Below are 18050 nucleotides of genomic sequence, written 5' to 3'. Positions count from 1 at the left end.
TTTTTTATTATTCAGCTTCAGAAACTACTGTGAAGCGTTCGTTTACGTGTTTTGGGTTTTCGATTTCATCAAGTGCTGCAACTGCGAAGTCTTCGTAACTTACGTAGCTATCACCTTTTGAGTTAACAAGAAGATTGTCTTTGCCAGATTTGTAAGAACCAGTGCGTTTTCCTAATGCGAATAGTGCAGAAGGGCTGATGAATGTCCAAGTGATATCATTTGTTTGTTGCAAGATTTCTAAGTTTTTACCTTGGTTTTGAGCTGTTGCAAGGTATTCGCCCGGGAAACCTGGTGTATCAAATACACGTGTTGTTTTTTCTTCGTCTACAAATAAGCTTCCTGCTCCGCCAACTACAAGTAATTTTGTATTTGGTGCACCTTTCACAGCTTCAATAAGTACGTTTCCTGCATCTACGTGAAGGTGTTCTTCGCCTGCTGGAGCACCGAATGCATTTACAACTACGTCAAATGCCTGCAGGTCGTTAGATGTAAGAGAGAATACATCTTTCTCTAAAACTTTTACATTGTCTTCTGTAATTTTTGCAGCGTTTCTTACGATTGCAGTTACTTCATGTCCGCGATCCAATGCTTCTTTTAAAATACGACTTCCTGCTTTACCAGTTGCTCCGATAATTCCGATTTTCATAATAAATCCCTCCAAAGTGTTTTGTTAAAGTGTATATCTGAAAGTAAATGAATTTGTTGTAATTAGGTTTGTTACAACCTGTTGTAATCATTATAGTTACAGGTTGGTATTTTTGTCAATAGGGTTGTTTGTGAATTTATTTTTTGTTTTAGTATGCACAGTTAGAGGGAGGGTAGTCAGTCATAAAGATATTGTTACTGTGAACCTGGCTAATATTTGGAAATTGCAAATTGTCGAAAAATGTTGATTTTTGAATGTTTTTTAAATATAATTCGTTTTATGGAGAAAAGGAGGGGGTTAATTGTATGAATATTTTAGAGCAATTTATTTCATCAACGAATACAATTCTTTGGTCATATATTCTTATTGCAATGTTAATTGGTTTAGGGCTTTATTTTTCTATTAAATTAAAATTCGTACAACTTACTCATTTAGGGGAAATGATTCGTTTAATGAGTGATGGACTAACTGGCAAGACACGTAAAAAGGGCAGCGTATCATCGTTCCAAGCATTTTGTATGAGTTCTGCAGCTCGTATTGGTATCGGGAACTTAGCTGGTGTAGCGTTAGCTATTTCTATGGGAGGACCTGGAGCTGTATTTTGGATGTGGGTTATTGCGATTATCGGTGCGTCTTCAAGTTTCGTAGAAAGTACGCTTGCGCAAATTTATAAAATAAAAGATGGCAGTGGCTTCCGCGGTGGTCCTGCTTATTATATGGAAAAAGGTTTAAATAAACGTTGGATGGGGATTTGGTTCTCTATTCTGATTACAATTAGTTACGGTTTAATTTTCAACTCAGTACAAGCAAATACAGTAACATTAGCGTTTGAAAATGCATTTGGCTTAGAGCGTTATATTGTTGGTATTGTATTAGCTGCATTAGTTGGGGTTATTATTTTTGGTGGTGTAAAAAGTATTGCACGTATGTCGGAAATGATTGTTCCGCCAATGGCGCTTATTTATATTGCAGTAGCTATTTTTGTTGTCATTAAAAACTTCTATTTAATACCAGATGTGTTTACGGAAATCTTTAAAGGTGCATTCGGTTTAGATTCAGCTGTAGGTGGCGGTATCGGTGCTGCGATGAAATATGGTATTCAGCGCGGATTATTTGCGAACGAAGCAGGTATGGGTAGTGCGCCGAACGCGGCAGCAACAGCTGATGTAACGCATCCAGCGAAACAAGGTTTTATTCAAACAATTGGAGTATTAGTAGATACATTCTTAGTATGTACATCAACAGCGTTTATCGTACTATGTTCTGGTGCATATAAAGCAACGAATTTAGAAGGTATTGAATTAACACAAAATGCATTAAGTTCACAAATTGGCCCATGGGCGAGCAGTTTCTTAGCGATTATTATTTTCTTATTTGCATTTAGTTCACTTCTAGGAAACTACTATTATGGTGAAACAAATATTGAATTCATTAAGCAAAGCAAAACGTGGTTAACAATTTACCGTATTGCGGTAGTTGGAATGGTATTATTCGGTTCTGTTGCGACGCTTCAAGTTGTATGGAATATGGCAGACTTATTTATGGGTCTAATGGTAATCACGAACTTAATTGCGATTACACTTCTTGGCCGATTTGCGTATGCAGCATTAGCAGACTATGTAAGGCAAAAGAAACAAGGAAAAGATCCAGTCTTCAGTGCAGATTCTATTCCTGGTTTAACGAATACAGAGTGCTGGGATAAGTCAGCGGTAACAGATAAAGAAAAAGCAGTGTAAATGAAAAGGCGAGCATCGAGGCAAATTCGATGCTCGCCTTTTTTGTTGTAGTAAATGATGAAAAGGGTGAGAGGTAATTATCAATATAACTTTTTTTGTTTGTTTCTCTCGTTATTTATGGGGAACGTACTATTTTAAAAGTATGACTGGTCGAAGAGGATAAGTGATTGAGTATTGGATAAATGCATGTAATAGCTATATTTTATGAAAAAAACACGTATGTTAAGAGAATTAACATACTCATGTCATAAAACCTTACATAAAGTTCTTGATTACTTAAAGTTTTTAGAATATAATTTTCTTATTGTTAGGAAGAGGGGGCAATACAAATATGGATTTTTTAGCTAGGGTAATTGGGGATGTAAATAATATCCTTTGGTCATATGTCATTATTGCGATGTTAATTGGGTTAGGGCTCTATTTTTCATTTCGTGTGAAATTTGTCCAAGTTCGTTACTTCGGTGAAATGATTCGTTTGCTTGGGGATGGAGCAAGCTCGAAAACGAGGAAAGCGCAAAAAGAGAAGAGCGGTGTATCGTCATTCCAAGCATTTTGTATGAGTACAGCTTCTCGTGTAGGTACTGGTAACTTAGCTGGTGTAGCTATTGCAATCTCAGCAGGTGGACCAGGAGCAGTATTTTGGATGTGGTTAATCGCGGTAATTGGGGGTGCTTCTGCATTTGTAGAGAGCACATTAGCGCAAATTTATAAAGTAAAAGATGGGAATGCATTCCGTGGGGGCCCAGCGTATTATATGGAAAAGGGTTTAAATAAACGCTGGTTAGGTGTTGTGTTCTCTGTTCTAATAACAGTAAGTTTCGGATTGATTTTTAACGCTGTACAGTCTAATACTGTAGCAGCTGCCTTTGATGGTGCATTTAAAACAGATAGCAGATTAGTAGGTCTTGTTATGGCTGGTTTACTTGCAGTTATTATTTTCGGCGGAGTAAAACGAATTGCTCGCGCGGTTGAAATGATTGTTCCAGTAATGGCAATTATTTATGTAGCAGTGGCATTATTTGTTGTTGTAACAAACATTACGGCAATTCCATATGTATTTAAAGAAATTTTCTTACATGCTTTCGGAATTAAAGAAGTAGTAGGCGGAGGATTAGGAGCTGCGATTTTATTAGGGGTAAAACGTGGGTTATTCTCAAATGAAGCAGGTATGGGTAGTGCGCCGAACGCAGCAGCGACTGCAAACGTAACGCACCCAGTTAAACAAGGTTTCATTCAAACTTTAGGGGTATTTACAGATACATTATTAATTTGTAGTTGTACAGCATTTATCATTCTTTTATCAGACGTGCATAATGCAGCTGATTTAAATGGAATTCAATTAACGCAGCAGGCGTTAAGTCAACATATCGGTCCATGGGCTTCTATATTTGTAGCAGTTGCGATCTTCTTGTTTGCATTTAGTTCATTAGTAGGTAACTACTACTATGGTGAAACAAATATTGAGTTCTTAAATGGAAGTAAAGTGCTATTAAATGCATACCGCATTGCTGTACTTGGTATGGTTATGCTAGGATCTGTAGCGACAATTCAAATCGTTTGGGATTTAGCAGATTTATTTATGGGAATTATGGCTGTTATTAACTTAGTAGCAATTGTATTCCTTTCTAAGTATGCTTTCGCAGCTTTATCAGATTATATTAAGCAAAAGAAACAAGGGAAAGATCCAGTCTTTTATGCGGAGTCTATTCCAGGTTTGAACAATACAGAGTGTTGGGATAAGCCAGCGGTAGCTGATAAAGAAAAAGCAGTATAATGAGGTGAGCATCAAGTGAAACTTGATGCTCATTTTTTGTTGGTTCAGCTATTTGTGTGAAGTGAAACTCCTGCTCATTAAAGTTTCGCTTTATAATGAAAAAGACGAACATTAATGGATGTTTCGTAATAAAATGTATTTTTTTAAGAAAAGTGCGGATATGAGTTGTGATTTATGTTAGAATGGAAAATGCCTTTGAAATAAGAGGTTTTATGATCTTTCCTATCCGATTGAAGATTTTGGAGGAGAAATGGAAAGTTCGGATTATTTCTTGTTTTGAATGGTCAGACGTTCAACGTTAATGAAGAGTTAAATGGAGGATTTTATTAATGAAGTTTGTTATGTTCCTTGTAGGATTACTCGTTGTATTTGTACTCGGTTTTCTTATAAGTGCCGATCGAAAGAAGATTAAGTATAAACCAATCGCAATTATGCTTATTATTCAGCTAGCATTATCTTATTTCTTATTAAATACGCAAGTTGGTTATATTTTAGTAAAAGGAATTTCAGATGGATTTGGCGCACTTCTTGGATATGCGGAAGCTGGAATCGTTTTCGTATTTGGTGGTCTTGTTAATAAAGGAGAGGTTTCATTCTTCTTAACAGCGTTATTACCAATCGTATTCTTTGCGGTTTTAATCGGAATTCTGCAACACTTTAAAATTTTACCGATATTTATTCGTGCTATTGGTACGTTGTTAAGTAAAGTAAATGGTCTAGGAAAACTAGAATCATATAACGCAGTAGCAGCTGCCATTGTTGGACAAGCAGAAGTATTTATTACAGTAAAAGATCAATTAAGTAAAATCCCAAAACATCGTTTATATACATTATGTGCATCTTCTATGTCGACAGTGTCGATGTCAATCGTTGGTTCTTATATGAAAATGATCGAACCGAAATATGTAGTAACAGCACTTGTATTAAATTTATTTAGTGGTTTCATTATCATTCATATTATTAACCCGTACGATATTACAGAAGAAGAAGATACACTGAAATTAGAAAATAAGAAAAAACAATCATTCTTTGAAATGCTGAGCGAGTACATTATGCTTGGTTTCACGATTGCGATTACAGTAGCAGCTATGTTACTCGGTTTCGTAGCATTAATTACAGCAATCAATAGCTTGTTTGATACAATGTTCGGTATTACATTCCAAGCTATTTTAGGATATATTTTCTCACCATTAGCATTCGTAATGGGCATCCCGCAAGCAGAAATGGTAACAGCGGGACAAATTATGGCAACAAAATTAGTATCAAACGAGTTTGTTGCGATGCTTGATCTTGGTAAAGTAGCTGGTGATTTATCGGCTCGTACGGTTGGTATTCTTTCTGTATTCCTTGTATCATTTGCGAACTTCTCATCTATCGGAATTATTGCAGGTGCAACGAAAGGTATCGATGAAAATCAATCAAATGTTGTATCATCATTCGGTCTACGCCTTGTGTACGGTGCGACGTTAGTAAGTATTCTATCAGCGATTATCGTTGGTGTTATGTTATAAAAAAAGGATGGCTCTAGCTCATAGCTAGGGCTATTTTTTTTATGGTAAATTTGCATGAAAAAACCAATTAATTAGGAATATATTAACATATAAAAATCTTTTAAAATTTATATTGCATTTCACCTAGATAACGCTTACAATTTGATTTGTAGGTGGTATCAATTTCAGACTTTCAAGTATGGTAGGAGAGAAGAAGCTACCTTTTATAAATTGCAATTTATGTAAACGCTTACTGATTTTAGATGACAGTTGAATAGTTTTAGGGGTTTTAAATTTTTTTAACAACAATGGTCAGACGTCATTCGTTATACGTTATACGACCAATAACTCGTGGGAGAAGTGGAGGATTCACATATGAAGTTCGTAATGTTTCTAGTCGGTTTACTTGTAGTGTTTGTACTAGGTTTCCTTATCAGTTCAGATCGTAAGAAGATTAAATATAAACCAATTGCACTTATGCTCGTCATTCAATTGGTACTTGCGTATTTCTTACTAAATACAAAGGTCGGATTTGTATTAGTAAAAGGGATCGCAGATGGATTTGGTTCTATTTTAAAATTTGCGGAAGCTGGGGTTAATTTCGTATTTGGTGGTCTAGCAAACGATGGACAAGCACCATTCTTCTTAACAGTATTATTACCGATTATTTTCTTAGCAGTATTAATCGGGATTCTGCAACATATTAAAGTTTTACCGATTATCATTCGTGCAGTCGGTTTCCTATTAAGTAAAGTTAACGGTTTAGGAAAACTAGAATCATATAATGCGGTAGCAGCTGCAATCGTTGGTCAAGGGGAAGTATTCATTACAGTAAAAGATCAACTAAGCAAATTACCGAAAAATCGTTTATACACACTTTGTGCATCTTCAATGTCTACAGTATCGATGTCAATTGTCGGTTCTTATATGAAAATGATTGATCCAAAATATGTAGTAACAGCACTTGTATTAAACTTATTCAGTGGATTCATTATCGTTCATATCATTAATCCATATGAAGTAAAAGAAGAAGACGATATTTTAGAATTACAAGAAGACAAGAAACAAACATTCTTTGAAATGTTAGGCGAATATATTATGCTTGGTTTCTCAATCGCTGTAACAGTAGCGGCGATGTTAATCGGTTTCGTAGCATTAATTACAGCAATTAACGGTGTATTCGATTCAATTTTCGGAATCACATTCCAAAGCATTTTAGGATACATCTTCTCACCATTAGCATTCGTAATGGGTATTCCAACATCAGAGATGCTACAAGCAGGACAAATTATGGCAACAAAATTAGTAACGAACGAATTCGTTGCAATGCTTGACCTTGGAAAAGTAGCTGGCGATTTATCAGCTCGTACAGTAGGTATTTTATCTATCTTCCTTGTATCATTTGCGAACTTCTCATCTATCGGAATTATCGCAGGTGCAACGAAGAGTATCGATGGCAAACAAGCAAACGTTGTATCATCATTCGGTTTAAAACTTGTATACGGTGCAACGTTAGTAAGTATATTATCAGCGATTATCGTTGGGGTTATGCTTTAATAAATTAAGAAAAGCAATGAGCGTAGGCTCATTGCTTTTTTTGTTTAACTTGCTTTATCCAAGTCTCTTTTAAAACGTGGTTTCTCTAAATAAGTTCCCAGTCTCCAGACATATTCCACTGGCCCCATTCGGTATTTCTGGAGCCAATAGGTGCTAACGAATAATTGAATCGTATAAATTCCGATGGTTAAAAGAATACCGAAGAAATAGCCGATTTTCCCGTATAAGCCAAATCCATATGCGTAAAAAATGGTTGTTGCGATAATAGATTGCGCTAAGTAATTACTAACGGACATTTTCCCCATGTTCGCCATGTATGTTAGTAGACGGGTTGCTTTTTTGTAATGGAATAATAAAATGATTGTGCTTCCGTAAAAGAAGGTCATAGTTACTGGTGTAAGGCCATCTTGTAACATAATTAAAACCGGGTGTTTTATGAACATAGCTAAGATTTTAATTGTAAAAGAGAAGAGACCGGTGGCAAACCATATTTTTTTGACAGCAGGTATATGTTTACTGACCTCAAATAGCCAGCCTTTTTTCCCTACATACATTCCGAGTAGGAACAGTGGAGACATAAAAATTATTGCGAAAACTGATATGAAAAATAATCCGAATGCACCGTCAATTCCCATGTAATCAAAAGGATTTTCAGTCAATCTAAAGTTGACGTGATCCATATAGCTTCCAGTTTGATGGACTTTATGTTCTTTTTCAGTATAAGGTGCGAAATCATTTATATTTGTAGATGGATCAGTTTGATAAGACATAAATGTAGTAAGTGCGAGTAGAATAATCGCCCAAATAAGCAAAGTTTTCGGTTTTCGATTGATGAATATCATTAAAAAAATCCCGATTATTCCGTATGCAAATAAAATATCTCCCTCCCAAACAAAAGTGCCATGAATGTAGCCGAGTAGTAAAAGAATGATAATACGTCTTATGTATGTGGGGAAGAATTTTTTTCCTTTTGCGATAATACTTTTTTGTAACAAAATAATGCTAAGCCCAAATAGAAAAGAAAATAGGGATATAAAGTTATGTGTGCCGAAAAATTGAATAAACCAATTAGCACCTTTATCAAGATCGCCAAATAGATAAGTTGGTTTTTCACTGGTGAAGAACCCAAATTGAATTAATGTCATATTGACTAGTAAAATGCCAAACAAAGCGAAACCACGAATTGCATCAACAGCTTCTACACGTTGATTCATTTTTCCTCTCCTCGTATATTCGTTTTTATATTGAAAATAATACCATTTTATATCTGGCACTATGTCAAATATGAGGAAATTTAAGGTGATTTTAAGATAGAGAGCAAACAAAAAAATCACCTTAATACATGTATTAAGGTGATTGAAATATTACTCAGCTGGAGGTGTAAATGTACGTTTCTCTAATTCAGCATCTAGCATAAACAGTGCGTTTGAATCGCTTGTAATACGTTTTAGTTTTTGGATGATGCTATCGAATGAAGCTTCTTCTTCAACTTGTTCGTCAACGAACCATTTTAAGAATGTAATTGTTGCATGTTCACGCTCATCCCAAGCGATATCAGATAAGTTATAAATACGTTTCGTTACTTCACGCTCGTGCTCAAGTGCGACTTCAAAAGCGTTTAATACAGATTCGTATTCGTTATTCGGATTATCAAATCCAGTAATAATAGCGCGCTCTCCGCGGTCATTAATATAGTTGTAAAGCTTCATTGCGTGGAAACGTTCTTCTTCAGCTTGTACAAGGAAAAAGTTAGCGAATCCATCATAGCTCTCAGCTGTACAGTAAGCAGCCATTGCCATATAAGCATGGGCAGAGTAAAATTCAAAGTTCATTTGTTCATTTAATGCGTCGTGCAATTTTTTTGATAACATAAAATCCCCCTTAGTATTGTGACAAGAATATTATACCATAATTGATAATATTCTCATTTAGATACTTCGAACCTTTTCGAAAGCTTTGTGACGTGTGCGTCCATAATGTCTTGTAAGTCTAAATCATATTTTTGCGAAAGAATAATAAGGTTAGATAGTACATCGCCAAGTTCTTCTTTTAGTTCTTGTTTTAGCTCTTCTTCTGTTTTCGCATCTTCATCAGGGCGATCGCGGCCGATTTCAATAGCACGAACGACTCGTGAAACTTCCCCAACTTCCTCGGTTAAGAAATTTAAGCGAATAAAGGCATTATACTGTGACCAGCTTCGTTTTTCGTAAAATTCCTCAACCCATCTTTGAAATGCAACGATATCCATTTCTTCCTCATCTCCTCAATATGTTGTACAATGTTCATTGTATCATAACAATATATAGTTTCGGGGTGTAGGGATGAGAAAGATTTGTGTGTTTGCAGGTTCTAATTTAGGGGAGAGACCAGAGTTTAAAGAGCAGGCAATTCAGTTAGGTAAAATGTTTGTTGAGAACGAGTATGAGCTCGTATACGGTGGTTCATGCGTTGGATTAATGGGAGAAGTAGCAAACGAAGTTCTTCGTTTAGGTGGGCGTGTAACAGGTGTTATGCCACGCGGTCTATTCCGAGGAGAAATTGTGCATACAGGATTAACAGAATTAATTGAAGTAGAGACGATGCATGAACGTAAAGCGAAAATGGCAGAGCTTGCAGATGCTTTTATTGCGCTTCCAGGCGGATACGGAACGTTTGAAGAACTATTTGAAGTTGTATGTTGGTCACAAATTGGTATACACAATAAGCCGGTTGGTTTATTAAACATAAAAGGTTTTTACGGACCAATTCTGCAAATGGTTGAACGTGCAGCAGAAGAAGGATTTATGAATCCATCAAATAAAGAATTGATCGTTTCAGCTGAGACGGCAGATAAACTAATTCATGCAATCCAAAATTATGAGCGTCCTGTTTTGGGAACGAAGTGGAAGCAACTATCATAGCAAATACGGAAACACATGTCGTTTTAATTTAAGATGGCATGTGTTTTTAATTTGGTTCAATATGTTAATGTTGAGATATGATGTTTTTTGGAAAAGGAGAAATTGATGGAGGAGTTTGTGTATTTACGTCCTGTTTTTAAAAGTATTTTAGCAGCGTCTATTCTTGTTATGCTAATCGTTTCAACACAGAAGAAAGAGCTAATTAATGAATTTTGGCTTTGGTTTATTTCGATATTGTGTATCGGTGTTTCGGCGATAACACTCTTTATGATTGGCTTTATTGTTGATGAGTATAATTTGGCTGGAGATCCACAATCGTTTTGTATGTTTATTGCGATTGGTTGTATTAGTGGCCTGAATTTCATTATTTATTACAGAAGGCAATAAAAGAGGCATTCCATATTACTTTGGAATGCCTTTATCATTTTGATTGCTTTGTTTTTTATAGATGTCTTTGGAAACACATGAAAGTTTATTTTAAAAAAGCATGTGTTTTTAATTTGGTTCAATATATTGATAGTGAGATGTGGAAGCGTTTGAAGAGGGGAAGTAGATGGAGGGATGTTTTGATGAATTAAAAAAGAACATCTGAATAAAGGGTGAGTAAGGAATTATTGAGTGACATATAATTGTTCCGTTAAAGGGTCAGATTGTGGAAGATACCGAATGTTTTTATGAAGTTAGTAGAGGTTTTTTTAATCGAAATGAGAATAAATTTTATAGATGTAATCCTTTGGAAATTTTTAATCAGCTATGTATCATAATCTAATCATTAAAATGAAAATTGGAGGAGAGATGAGCATGGGGCGTTCTGTATTAAAAATGTATAACTACCACTTATGGGCAAATGAAGTTATTTTAAATCGTTTAAAAGAACTACCGCAAGACATTTTCCATAAGGAAGTTAAGAGTGGTTTTTCTTCGGTTGCAAAAGTAATGTCTCACATATACCTCACAGATTTAGCCTGGTTTGAGATTATTTCTGGTAAAAGCATGAGTGATGCAATGGTACACACAGACCAATTGAGAGAGCAGCTGGAAACAAAAAATATTGAGGAAATGAAAACTAGTTTTTATGAATTATCTAAACGATATAAAGTACTTTTAAGTAGTCAACAAGATTATGAAAAAGTGGTTGAGGTTGATAATCCATATGCTGGGCACCTAGATACGACGGTTTCTGAAACAATACTACACGTCGTCACCCACGGAGCATATCACCGTGGGAATATAGCCACAATGTTGCGGCAAATGGGTTATACCTCTGTTATGCAAGATTTTGGACTGTTTCTATATTCAAAATGAATTCTTTTTATTTACCATAGAATATGGGTTTTATGATATTTTTTGGGGACTGCTTTTATTATTGGCTTAAGTTTAATTATGTAATATAGAATAAAGGCATTCCATATTATTTCGGAATGCCTTTATTGTTATTTTTATTTTGTTTTTTATACAGGTACCAGCCACCCCATCCGCCACCAATTGCTACGACAACGAGGAAAGCATAGTCTTTAACCTCGACACGTATATTGAAAATATTAGCTATAAGTAAGAGAATCCCAACTGTTATCAACGCAAAAAATGCTCTAATTAAGTAGTCTTTCAACTGAACCACTCCCGTCATTTAAGTAGTAAATGATGAATTTGGAAAAGCTTTTTGGATCTATGATACTAAAGGGTGTTTCTTATATTTTAACATAGATGAGATTGTAATATATTGATAAAAGTAGGGGAGAGGGGCGCTGATATTGTCGTGATTTGTCGGCAAATTGATATCCTTTGTCAAATCGTTGATATATTGCGGGTAATGATCGATATAATGAAAAAATCGTTGATATATTGCGAGTTATGATCGATATATTTGAAAAATCGTTGATATAATTTCGTGTACCGTTAAGTGCGACCATTACATAAAAAAGCGACTCTAAACGAGCCGCTTCCGCTTTAAAGTCTATTATTGATTCAAGAACGCACGTAGCATCCAAGCGTGTTTTTCTAGTTCTGTGTAGATACCTAGTAGTAGGTCAGATGTCATTTCATCGTCAGAGTCTTGAGCGATTTCCATGCCTTTTTTCAGTTCGACTAGCATCATTTCGTAGTCTTTCATGATTGCTTCGACCATCCCTTCTGCAGTTTCTCCGTATGCTGCTTCTTGAATAGAAGATAGTTCTAAGTATTCTTTCATTGTTGCTACTGGTTTGCCGCCAATTGCTAAAATACGTTCTGCAATTTCATCGATGTGAGTAGCTGATTCTGTGTAAAGTTCTTCGAATTTCTCGTGTAATGTGAAGAATTGAGGTCCTTTTACATACCAATGGAAGTTGTGAAGTTTTGTGAATAAAACGCTCCAGTCTGCTACTTGTTTGTTTAATACTTCGATTACTTGTTTGTTCATTATGATCAATCTCCTTTTGAGTTGTTATGTGATATCAATTACTAATTTATAATTATTATAATCTAGTAATCTCTATAAATCAACCCTTTTGCTGGAATTAATTTGAACAAATTATGAACTGTTGTAAATAAAAGGCCCTATTACGGTGAAGTAATAGGGCCTTTGTTTGAGATATGGCTCTTGTTCTAAACGAGCCGCTTCCGCTTTTATTTGTTAAACAGCCTTTTGTTTTTCTTCTACATCCTGTCCATCCCAGCACTCTGTATTCTTTAAGCCAGGGATAGAGTTTGCAACGAAGACAGGATCTTTGCCTTGTTTCTTTTGCTTCAAATAGTCTACTAATGCAGCGTAAGCAAATTTGCTAAGGAATGAGATGGCAATTAAGTTTGTGAATACCATTAGTCCCATGAATAAATCAGCTAAACTCCAAACTGTTTTAAGAGCAGCGATTGATCCGAAGAATACCATTCCGACAACTGCAACACGATAAATCATTAACCATGTTTTGCTTTCTTTAATGAATGCGATATTTGTTTCACCATAATAGTAGTTTCCTAGAAGTGAACTGAAAGCGAATAGGAAAATAATAATCGCTAAGAAAGTGCTTGCCCACGGTCCAATTTGTGAACTTAATGCGTTTTGTGTTAATTCGATGCCTTCTAAATTTGATCCTTTGTAAAGTCCAGAACATAATACGATAAATGCTGTTGATGTACATACTAAGAATGTATCTACGAAAACGCCTAATGCTTGAACAAGCCCTTGTTTTACAGGGTGAGATACATCAGATGTTGCGGCTGCATTAGGAGAACTACCCATTCCTGCTTCTGTAGCGAATAAACCGCGCTGAATACCGAACTTGATTGCTGCTCCAATACCACCAGCGATGGCTTGGTCTAAACCGAATGCACCGTTAAAGATTTCCATGAAAATGCTTGGTAACATACTGAAGTTGTTAATAACGACAAAAATAGCCACGCCGATATAAACGATTGCCATTGGCGGAACAATCATTTCTGTAATACGTGAAATGCTCTTAATACCACCAAAAATAATAACTGCAACTAATAAGGCTAATAGAGCTCCTACGATCGTTCGCTCTAGTCCAAAAGCATTTTCAAACGCTATTGTTACTGTATTCGCTTGAACTGAATTGAAAATTAATCCGTACGCAACTGTAATAAGAAGTGAAAACCAGACGCCCATCCAGCGTTTGTTTAACCCTTTTTCCATGTAATATGCTGGTCCACCACGGAACCTACTTCCATCTTTTACTTTATAAATTTGCGCAAGTGTACATTCTACGAAACTAGTAGCTGCTCCGATAATCGCGATAAACCACATCCAAAATATTGCGCCAGGTCCACCCATTGAAATTGCTAATGCTACGCCAGCTAAGTTCCCAATACCGATACGTGCTGCTGCACTTAAGCAAAATGCTTGGAATGGGGAGATGCTATCTTTCTTTTTTTCTTTTCGATTAAACCCTTTACTAATTAAGCTGACCATCTCACTGAAATGAGTAATTTGGACAAATTTTAATTTAAAAGAGAAGTAAAGACCGAAGCCGATTAGCATTGCAATAAGAATATATGACCATAAAATATTATTCGTTACCTCAAGGAATCTGCTAAAGATATCAACCATATAATACACTTCCTTTTTTTCGTAATAAGAAAATTATATGCAAAAAATATACGAGAATCAATTTTTCTAAAAAATTATGTTACTTAAGTCATTTTTGTGTTATGATTATGTTACATCGTAATATTTTTAGAATTATTTACATTTTAAAAAACTAAATTTAAAGCGAGAAGGTGGGGATAATTTGAAAGAAGATTCTTTATTGAAAGTAAGCCTTGAGAGTTTGAAAATGAGAAGTAATATATTTTTTATCATTACATCTTTAAGTATCTTTTTAGGGTCCACTTATTATTACAATAAAAGATTTCCAAATCACAAATATCCTGAGTGGTTAGAATTTCTAAAGCTGATTGGATGAATAAAAGACAGAAAAACAGAAAATTAAAATAAATAAGTTATGGAGGAGCTAAAAATGAATATTAGAGAAAGTGAACTTCCGGGTATTGGTTATAAGTTTCAAATCGTTACGAAAGGTAACGAAAAGATGGTAATTGTTATTCATGATGATGGACGTAGAGAAATGTATCATTTTGATTCAGACCATGAAGAAAGCATCTCAAGTATTTCACTACGTGACTCAGAGGCAAGACAAATTGCAGCAATATTAGGTGGAATGGTATATAAGCCTAGGGCGTTAGAAAATGTTGAGATGGTTTTTGAAGGTTTAGCGATTGAGTGGTTCAAAGTGGAGAATACAGCTCCAGCAATCGGAAAAACAATTGGCGATCTTGAAATAAGAAAAACATATAGCGTAACGATAATCGCGGTTATGAAGAAGAACATGAAGAAGCTATTTAATCCAGGACCAGAAACAGTAATTGAAGAAGGAGATATGCTGGTAGTTTCAGGTGAGAGAGAAGAAATTAAAAAAATCATTAATGAATTACTTTCAAATAGGGGGGACTGATTAGATGGATACGTTAATTTTTGAAGTTGGTACAGCTTTAGTTTTAGTGGCAATTGCAGCAGTAATTGCTGGAAAATTTAAGTTCTCAGTAATTCCTTTTCTAATCGTTCTTGGAATGTTAGTAGGACCGCATGCACCGACAATAGGTGTTATCGATCTCAAATTTATTGAAAGTGCAAGTGTAATTTCCTTCCTTGGACGGATTGGGGTTCTATTCCTTCTATTCTATCTAGGATTAGAATTTTCAATGAAAAAACTAATTAAATCTGGACGCTCTATTGCGATTGGTGGAACGATTTATATTTTAATTAACTTTTCACTTGGTTTGTTATACGGATTTATAATGGGATTCCCATTACTAGAAATCTTAATTATTGCGGGTATTATTACGATTTCTTCTAGCGCTATCGTTGCTAAAGTGTTAGTGGACTTAAGAAGAACTGGTAATAATGAAACCGAATTAATTTTAGGAATTATTATGTTTGAAGATATATTCCTTGCTGTATATTTATCAGTTGTTTCTGGTTTAGTACTTGGGGATCACGCTTCCTTCTTAGGTGCCCTTACTTCAATTGGAATTGCTTTAGGATATATGCTTCTATTCTTTATAGTAGCTAGAAAGGCTACGCCGTTATTAAATAAATTGCTCAACATTAGCTCAGATGAGATCTTTATTATTGTAGTATTTGCTTCGTTATTCTTCATTGCTGGTTTTTCAGAAACAATTCACGTTGCAGAAGCAATTGGAGCACTTCTTCTAGGATTAGTTTTCTCTGAGACAGAGCATAGTGACCGAATTGAACATCTTGTTGTTCCATTTAGAGACTTTTTCGGAGCTATTTTCTTCTTCAGCTTCGGGTTAAGTATTGATCCGTTCTCATTAGGCGGAGCGATATGGTTAACGTTAGGCGCTGTCCTTCTTACGATAATCGGTAACTTTGTAGCAGGAATGATCGCAGGAAGACAAGCTGGATTATCTCATAAAGCATCAACAAATATCGGATTAACAATCGTTTCAAGAGGAGAGTTCTCCATCATTATGGCTAATATCGGTATCGCTGGTGGTTTAATGTCAGTACTGAAACCATTCTCAGCACTATACGTGCTTATACTATCCATTTTAGGCCCACTTTTGACAAAAGAGTCGAAGAATGTATATAAATTCTTAAATAAAATCTTTAAGTGGGATACGAAGACTAACTAAATTAAAAAAAATAAAAGTACAAGATATTTCCTGCTTGTACTTTTATTTTTGTAATGAAAACAGTAAAGAGAGGTAAATGATGTTAGGAGAGTTGATTCATTCGGTTTTAGTTTTTTTAGAAGGACTTGGTTATTGGGGAATTATGCTTGGATTAATGCTAGAGGTTATTCCAAGTGAAATCGTATTGTCTTATGCAGGTTATTTAGTATCAACAGGAAGCATTACATTTTGGGGCGCTGTCGCGTTCGGTACAATTGGTGGTGTAATTGCACAACTATTCATTTATTGGATTGGTCGATATGGAGGAAGACCTGTTCTTGAGCGATATGGAAAATATATTTTAATTCAGAAGAAACATATTGATTATGCTGAAGATTGGTTTAATCGTTATGGAACTGGCGTTATCTTTACCGCACGTTTTATTCCGGTTGTGCGTCATGCTATTTCGATACCAGCGGGTATTGCGAAAATGTCACATGCTAAGTTTATTACGCTAACTACATTAGCTGTTATTCCGTGGTCAATTGTGTTTGTATATTTAGGTTTTAAATTAGGAACAGAATGGGAAAGTATTAATAAAGTTGCGGGGCCATATGTGAAATACTTTGCACTTGCTGCTATTGTTTGTGCAATTGGTTATTTTGTATTAAAAAAAATGATGAAAAAAAAGTGATTACAGAAAAGGAATCTATGTCGACGTAGATTCCTTTTTTATTGGCATTTTTTCAAGGATGAAAGAATACGTTTAATATTTACCATATTGTGGCATACATATAGAAAAAGGGTGCTTGGAAAGGGGAATAAAGAGAAATGGAACTCCAGTTTCAAAATGTATATCAACAGGTAGAGAATTGGTATGTGTTGGATTCGGAGCTTCCTTGGGATATCAAAAAGTTGAGAGAGGATTTGTTTTCTCTTATTGAAGTATGTAAAACGCCCGTTATTTTTTGTGATACGTGTGATGCAAACGATGTGCTTCTATCATTAGGAGAAGAGGAAGAAGAGTTCCTATTCCCAGTAGGTGGTTTTTATCATAAAGAAAAGCAATTAATTTTCGTTTGTATATGGGAAGAGTATGAGCAAGTTCTCAAAACGCTACTGCATGAATTCCGCCATGCGATGCAGCATAAGAGAGATATATTGTATGTGGGAAGTGAACGGTACGAAGAGCGGTGGATTGAAAAAGATGCGAGGAAGTTCGCGGAGAGGAAATTGGATGAATATAAGAGTAGAAAGTTAATGTAAAGCATAGTGGAGAAATAGCGCTGTGCTTTCTTTGTGCTTATTAAAAATAAGTATTTGACTTTTATAAAGTTTAGTTCTAAACTAATGGTATGAAACGAGCGAGGTGATGAAATGAAAACAGAAGATAGACTAGGGCTACTATTATGGTTTCGTTTATCACGTTTTTATAATAAGAGTATTCGTGAGACGAATCAGCATTTGAAGAAATGGAATGTATCTGCCGCCCAGTTTGATGTGTTAGCTCAAGTTGGAGGACATGATCGTTTAACGCAGCAAGAACTTGGAAATAAGCTATTTGTTACGAAAGGAAATGTAACGCAGCTTTTAAATAAAATGGAGCAGCTTGAGTGGATTTCGCGTGAACAAGAGGGTACTACGAAATATATTTCTTTAACAGAAAAGGGAAGAGCTTTATATGAGGAAATCGTCCCACCTCAAGAAACGTTCCAAGCAGAGAAGTTTCATAATTTAAATATAGAGGAACAAAAGCAATTATTAACACTACTAAAAAAGTTACAGTAAGAAAAAATTTTAAAATAAATCTCGAAT

19 protein-coding genes are annotated in these 18050 nt (G+C 35.3%); 12 read left to right on the top strand and 7 right to left on the bottom strand.

Annotation, left to right across the window (positions count from 1 at the left end):
* Positions 1–7: 7 nt before the first annotated feature.
* Positions 8–646 (bottom strand): NAD(P)-dependent oxidoreductase, encoded by a 639-nt coding sequence (locus N2V79_RS24900; RefSeq protein ID WP_075717273.1) that lies wholly within the window; start codon positions 644–646, stop codon positions 8–10.
* Between the two features lie 305 nt (positions 647–951).
* On the opposite strand from N2V79_RS24900, the gene N2V79_RS24895 reads away from it, so the two are divergent.
* The 4 genes from N2V79_RS24895 (at position 952) to N2V79_RS24880 (ending at position 7203) form a co-directional block, all read left to right on the top strand.
* Positions 952–2382 carry an alanine/glycine:cation symporter family protein gene (locus tag N2V79_RS24895; protein WP_016123726.1) on the top strand — a complete coding sequence of 477 codons (1431 nt, stop codon included), beginning with the start codon at positions 952–954 and terminating at the stop codon, positions 2380–2382.
* A 331-nt stretch (positions 2383–2713) separates the two neighbouring features.
* Positions 2714–4156 carry an alanine/glycine:cation symporter family protein gene (locus tag N2V79_RS24890; RefSeq protein WP_000346413.1) on the top strand — a complete coding sequence of 481 codons (1443 nt, stop codon included), beginning with the start codon at positions 2714–2716 and terminating at the stop codon, positions 4154–4156.
* A gap of 329 nt (positions 4157–4485) precedes the next feature.
* Positions 4486–5667 (top strand): NupC/NupG family nucleoside CNT transporter, encoded by a 1182-nt coding sequence (locus N2V79_RS24885; RefSeq protein WP_000673841.1) that lies wholly within the window; start codon positions 4486–4488, stop codon positions 5665–5667.
* A 354-nt stretch (positions 5668–6021) separates the two neighbouring features.
* Positions 6022–7203: a NupC/NupG family nucleoside CNT transporter gene (locus N2V79_RS24880; protein WP_053563400.1), complete on the top strand. Its 1182-nt coding sequence runs from the start codon at positions 6022–6024 to the stop codon at positions 7201–7203.
* Positions 7204–7247: 44 nt separating this feature from the next.
* Here the strand turns inward: N2V79_RS24880 and N2V79_RS24875 are convergent, their stop codons facing one another.
* The 3 genes from N2V79_RS24875 to N2V79_RS24865 form a co-directional block, all read right to left on the bottom strand.
* Complete coding sequence (locus tag N2V79_RS24875; RefSeq protein WP_088025115.1) at positions 7248–8417, bottom strand: DUF418 domain-containing protein; 1170 nt, start codon at positions 8415–8417, stop codon at positions 7248–7250.
* Between the two features lie 150 nt (positions 8418–8567).
* On the bottom strand, positions 8568–9074 hold the full coding sequence (locus N2V79_RS24870) for a ferritin (RefSeq protein ID WP_000949403.1): 507 nt from the start codon (positions 9072–9074) through the stop codon (positions 8568–8570).
* Positions 9075–9127: 53 nt separating this feature from the next.
* The gene (locus N2V79_RS24865) at positions 9128–9451 is read right to left on the bottom strand and encodes a MazG nucleotide pyrophosphohydrolase domain-containing protein (protein WP_000355749.1); all 324 of its coding nucleotides are present in this window, start codon (positions 9449–9451) and stop codon (positions 9128–9130) included.
* A gap of 73 nt (positions 9452–9524) precedes the next feature.
* Here N2V79_RS24865 and N2V79_RS24860 point away from each other — a divergent pair, with 73 nt between their 5' ends.
* The 3 genes from N2V79_RS24860 (at position 9525) to N2V79_RS24850 (ending at position 11408) form a co-directional block, all read left to right on the top strand.
* Positions 9525–10103, top strand: a complete 579-nt coding sequence (locus tag N2V79_RS24860) for an LOG family protein (RefSeq protein WP_001225756.1) — start codon at positions 9525–9527, stop codon at positions 10101–10103.
* A gap of 105 nt (positions 10104–10208) precedes the next feature.
* Positions 10209–10490, top strand: a complete 282-nt coding sequence (locus N2V79_RS24855) for a hypothetical protein (protein WP_242806212.1) — start codon at positions 10209–10211, stop codon at positions 10488–10490.
* A 414-nt stretch (positions 10491–10904) separates the two neighbouring features.
* Positions 10905–11408, top strand: coding sequence for a DinB family protein (locus N2V79_RS24850; protein WP_016079796.1), 504 nt, complete (start codon positions 10905–10907; stop codon positions 11406–11408).
* A gap of 106 nt (positions 11409–11514) precedes the next feature.
* On the opposite strand, the gene N2V79_RS24845 is transcribed toward N2V79_RS24850, so the two are convergent.
* The 3 genes from N2V79_RS24845 to N2V79_RS24835 all read right to left on the bottom strand — a co-directional run bounded on the left by N2V79_RS24845 (position 11515) and on the right by N2V79_RS24835 (position 14148).
* Complete coding sequence (locus N2V79_RS24845; protein WP_000656311.1) at positions 11515–11712, bottom strand: hypothetical protein; 198 nt, start codon at positions 11710–11712, stop codon at positions 11515–11517.
* A gap of 348 nt (positions 11713–12060) precedes the next feature.
* Positions 12061–12501 carry a Dps family protein gene (locus N2V79_RS24840; protein ID WP_001041895.1) on the bottom strand — a complete coding sequence of 147 codons (441 nt, stop codon included), beginning with the start codon at positions 12499–12501 and terminating at the stop codon, positions 12061–12063.
* A 213-nt stretch (positions 12502–12714) separates the two neighbouring features.
* Positions 12715–14148, bottom strand: a complete 1434-nt coding sequence (locus N2V79_RS24835) for an alanine/glycine:cation symporter family protein (RefSeq protein ID WP_000227591.1) — start codon at positions 14146–14148, stop codon at positions 12715–12717.
* Between the two features lie 409 nt (positions 14149–14557).
* On the opposite strand from N2V79_RS24835, the gene N2V79_RS24830 reads away from it, so the two are divergent.
* The 5 genes from N2V79_RS24830 (at position 14558) to N2V79_RS24810 (ending at position 18023) form a co-directional block, all read left to right on the top strand.
* A complete protein-coding gene (locus N2V79_RS24830; RefSeq protein ID WP_001026075.1) occupies positions 14558–15052 on the top strand; it encodes a cation:proton antiporter regulatory subunit in 495 nt (164 codons plus the stop codon).
* Positions 15053–15056: 4 nt separating this feature from the next.
* Positions 15057–16256, top strand: coding sequence for a cation:proton antiporter (locus tag N2V79_RS24825; RefSeq protein ID WP_000380223.1), 1200 nt, complete (start codon positions 15057–15059; stop codon positions 16254–16256).
* Positions 16257–16335: 79 nt separating this feature from the next.
* On the top strand, positions 16336–16929 hold the full coding sequence (locus N2V79_RS24820) for a DedA family protein (protein WP_000900214.1): 594 nt from the start codon (positions 16336–16338) through the stop codon (positions 16927–16929).
* Between the two features lie 137 nt (positions 16930–17066).
* Positions 17067–17501, top strand: coding sequence for a DUF3920 family protein (locus N2V79_RS24815; RefSeq protein WP_053563403.1), 435 nt, complete (start codon positions 17067–17069; stop codon positions 17499–17501).
* A gap of 111 nt (positions 17502–17612) precedes the next feature.
* Positions 17613–18023, top strand: a complete 411-nt coding sequence (locus N2V79_RS24810) for a MarR family winged helix-turn-helix transcriptional regulator (protein ID WP_000845480.1) — start codon at positions 17613–17615, stop codon at positions 18021–18023.
* Positions 18024–18050: the final 27 nt, after the last annotated feature.

The sequence above is a fragment of the Bacillus sp. CH_70 genome (genome assembly GCF_038007045.1).
GTDB lineage: Bacteria > Bacillota > Bacilli > Bacillales > Bacillaceae_G > Bacillus_A > Bacillus_A cereus.
This window is presented reverse-complemented; position numbering and strand designations above follow the sequence as displayed.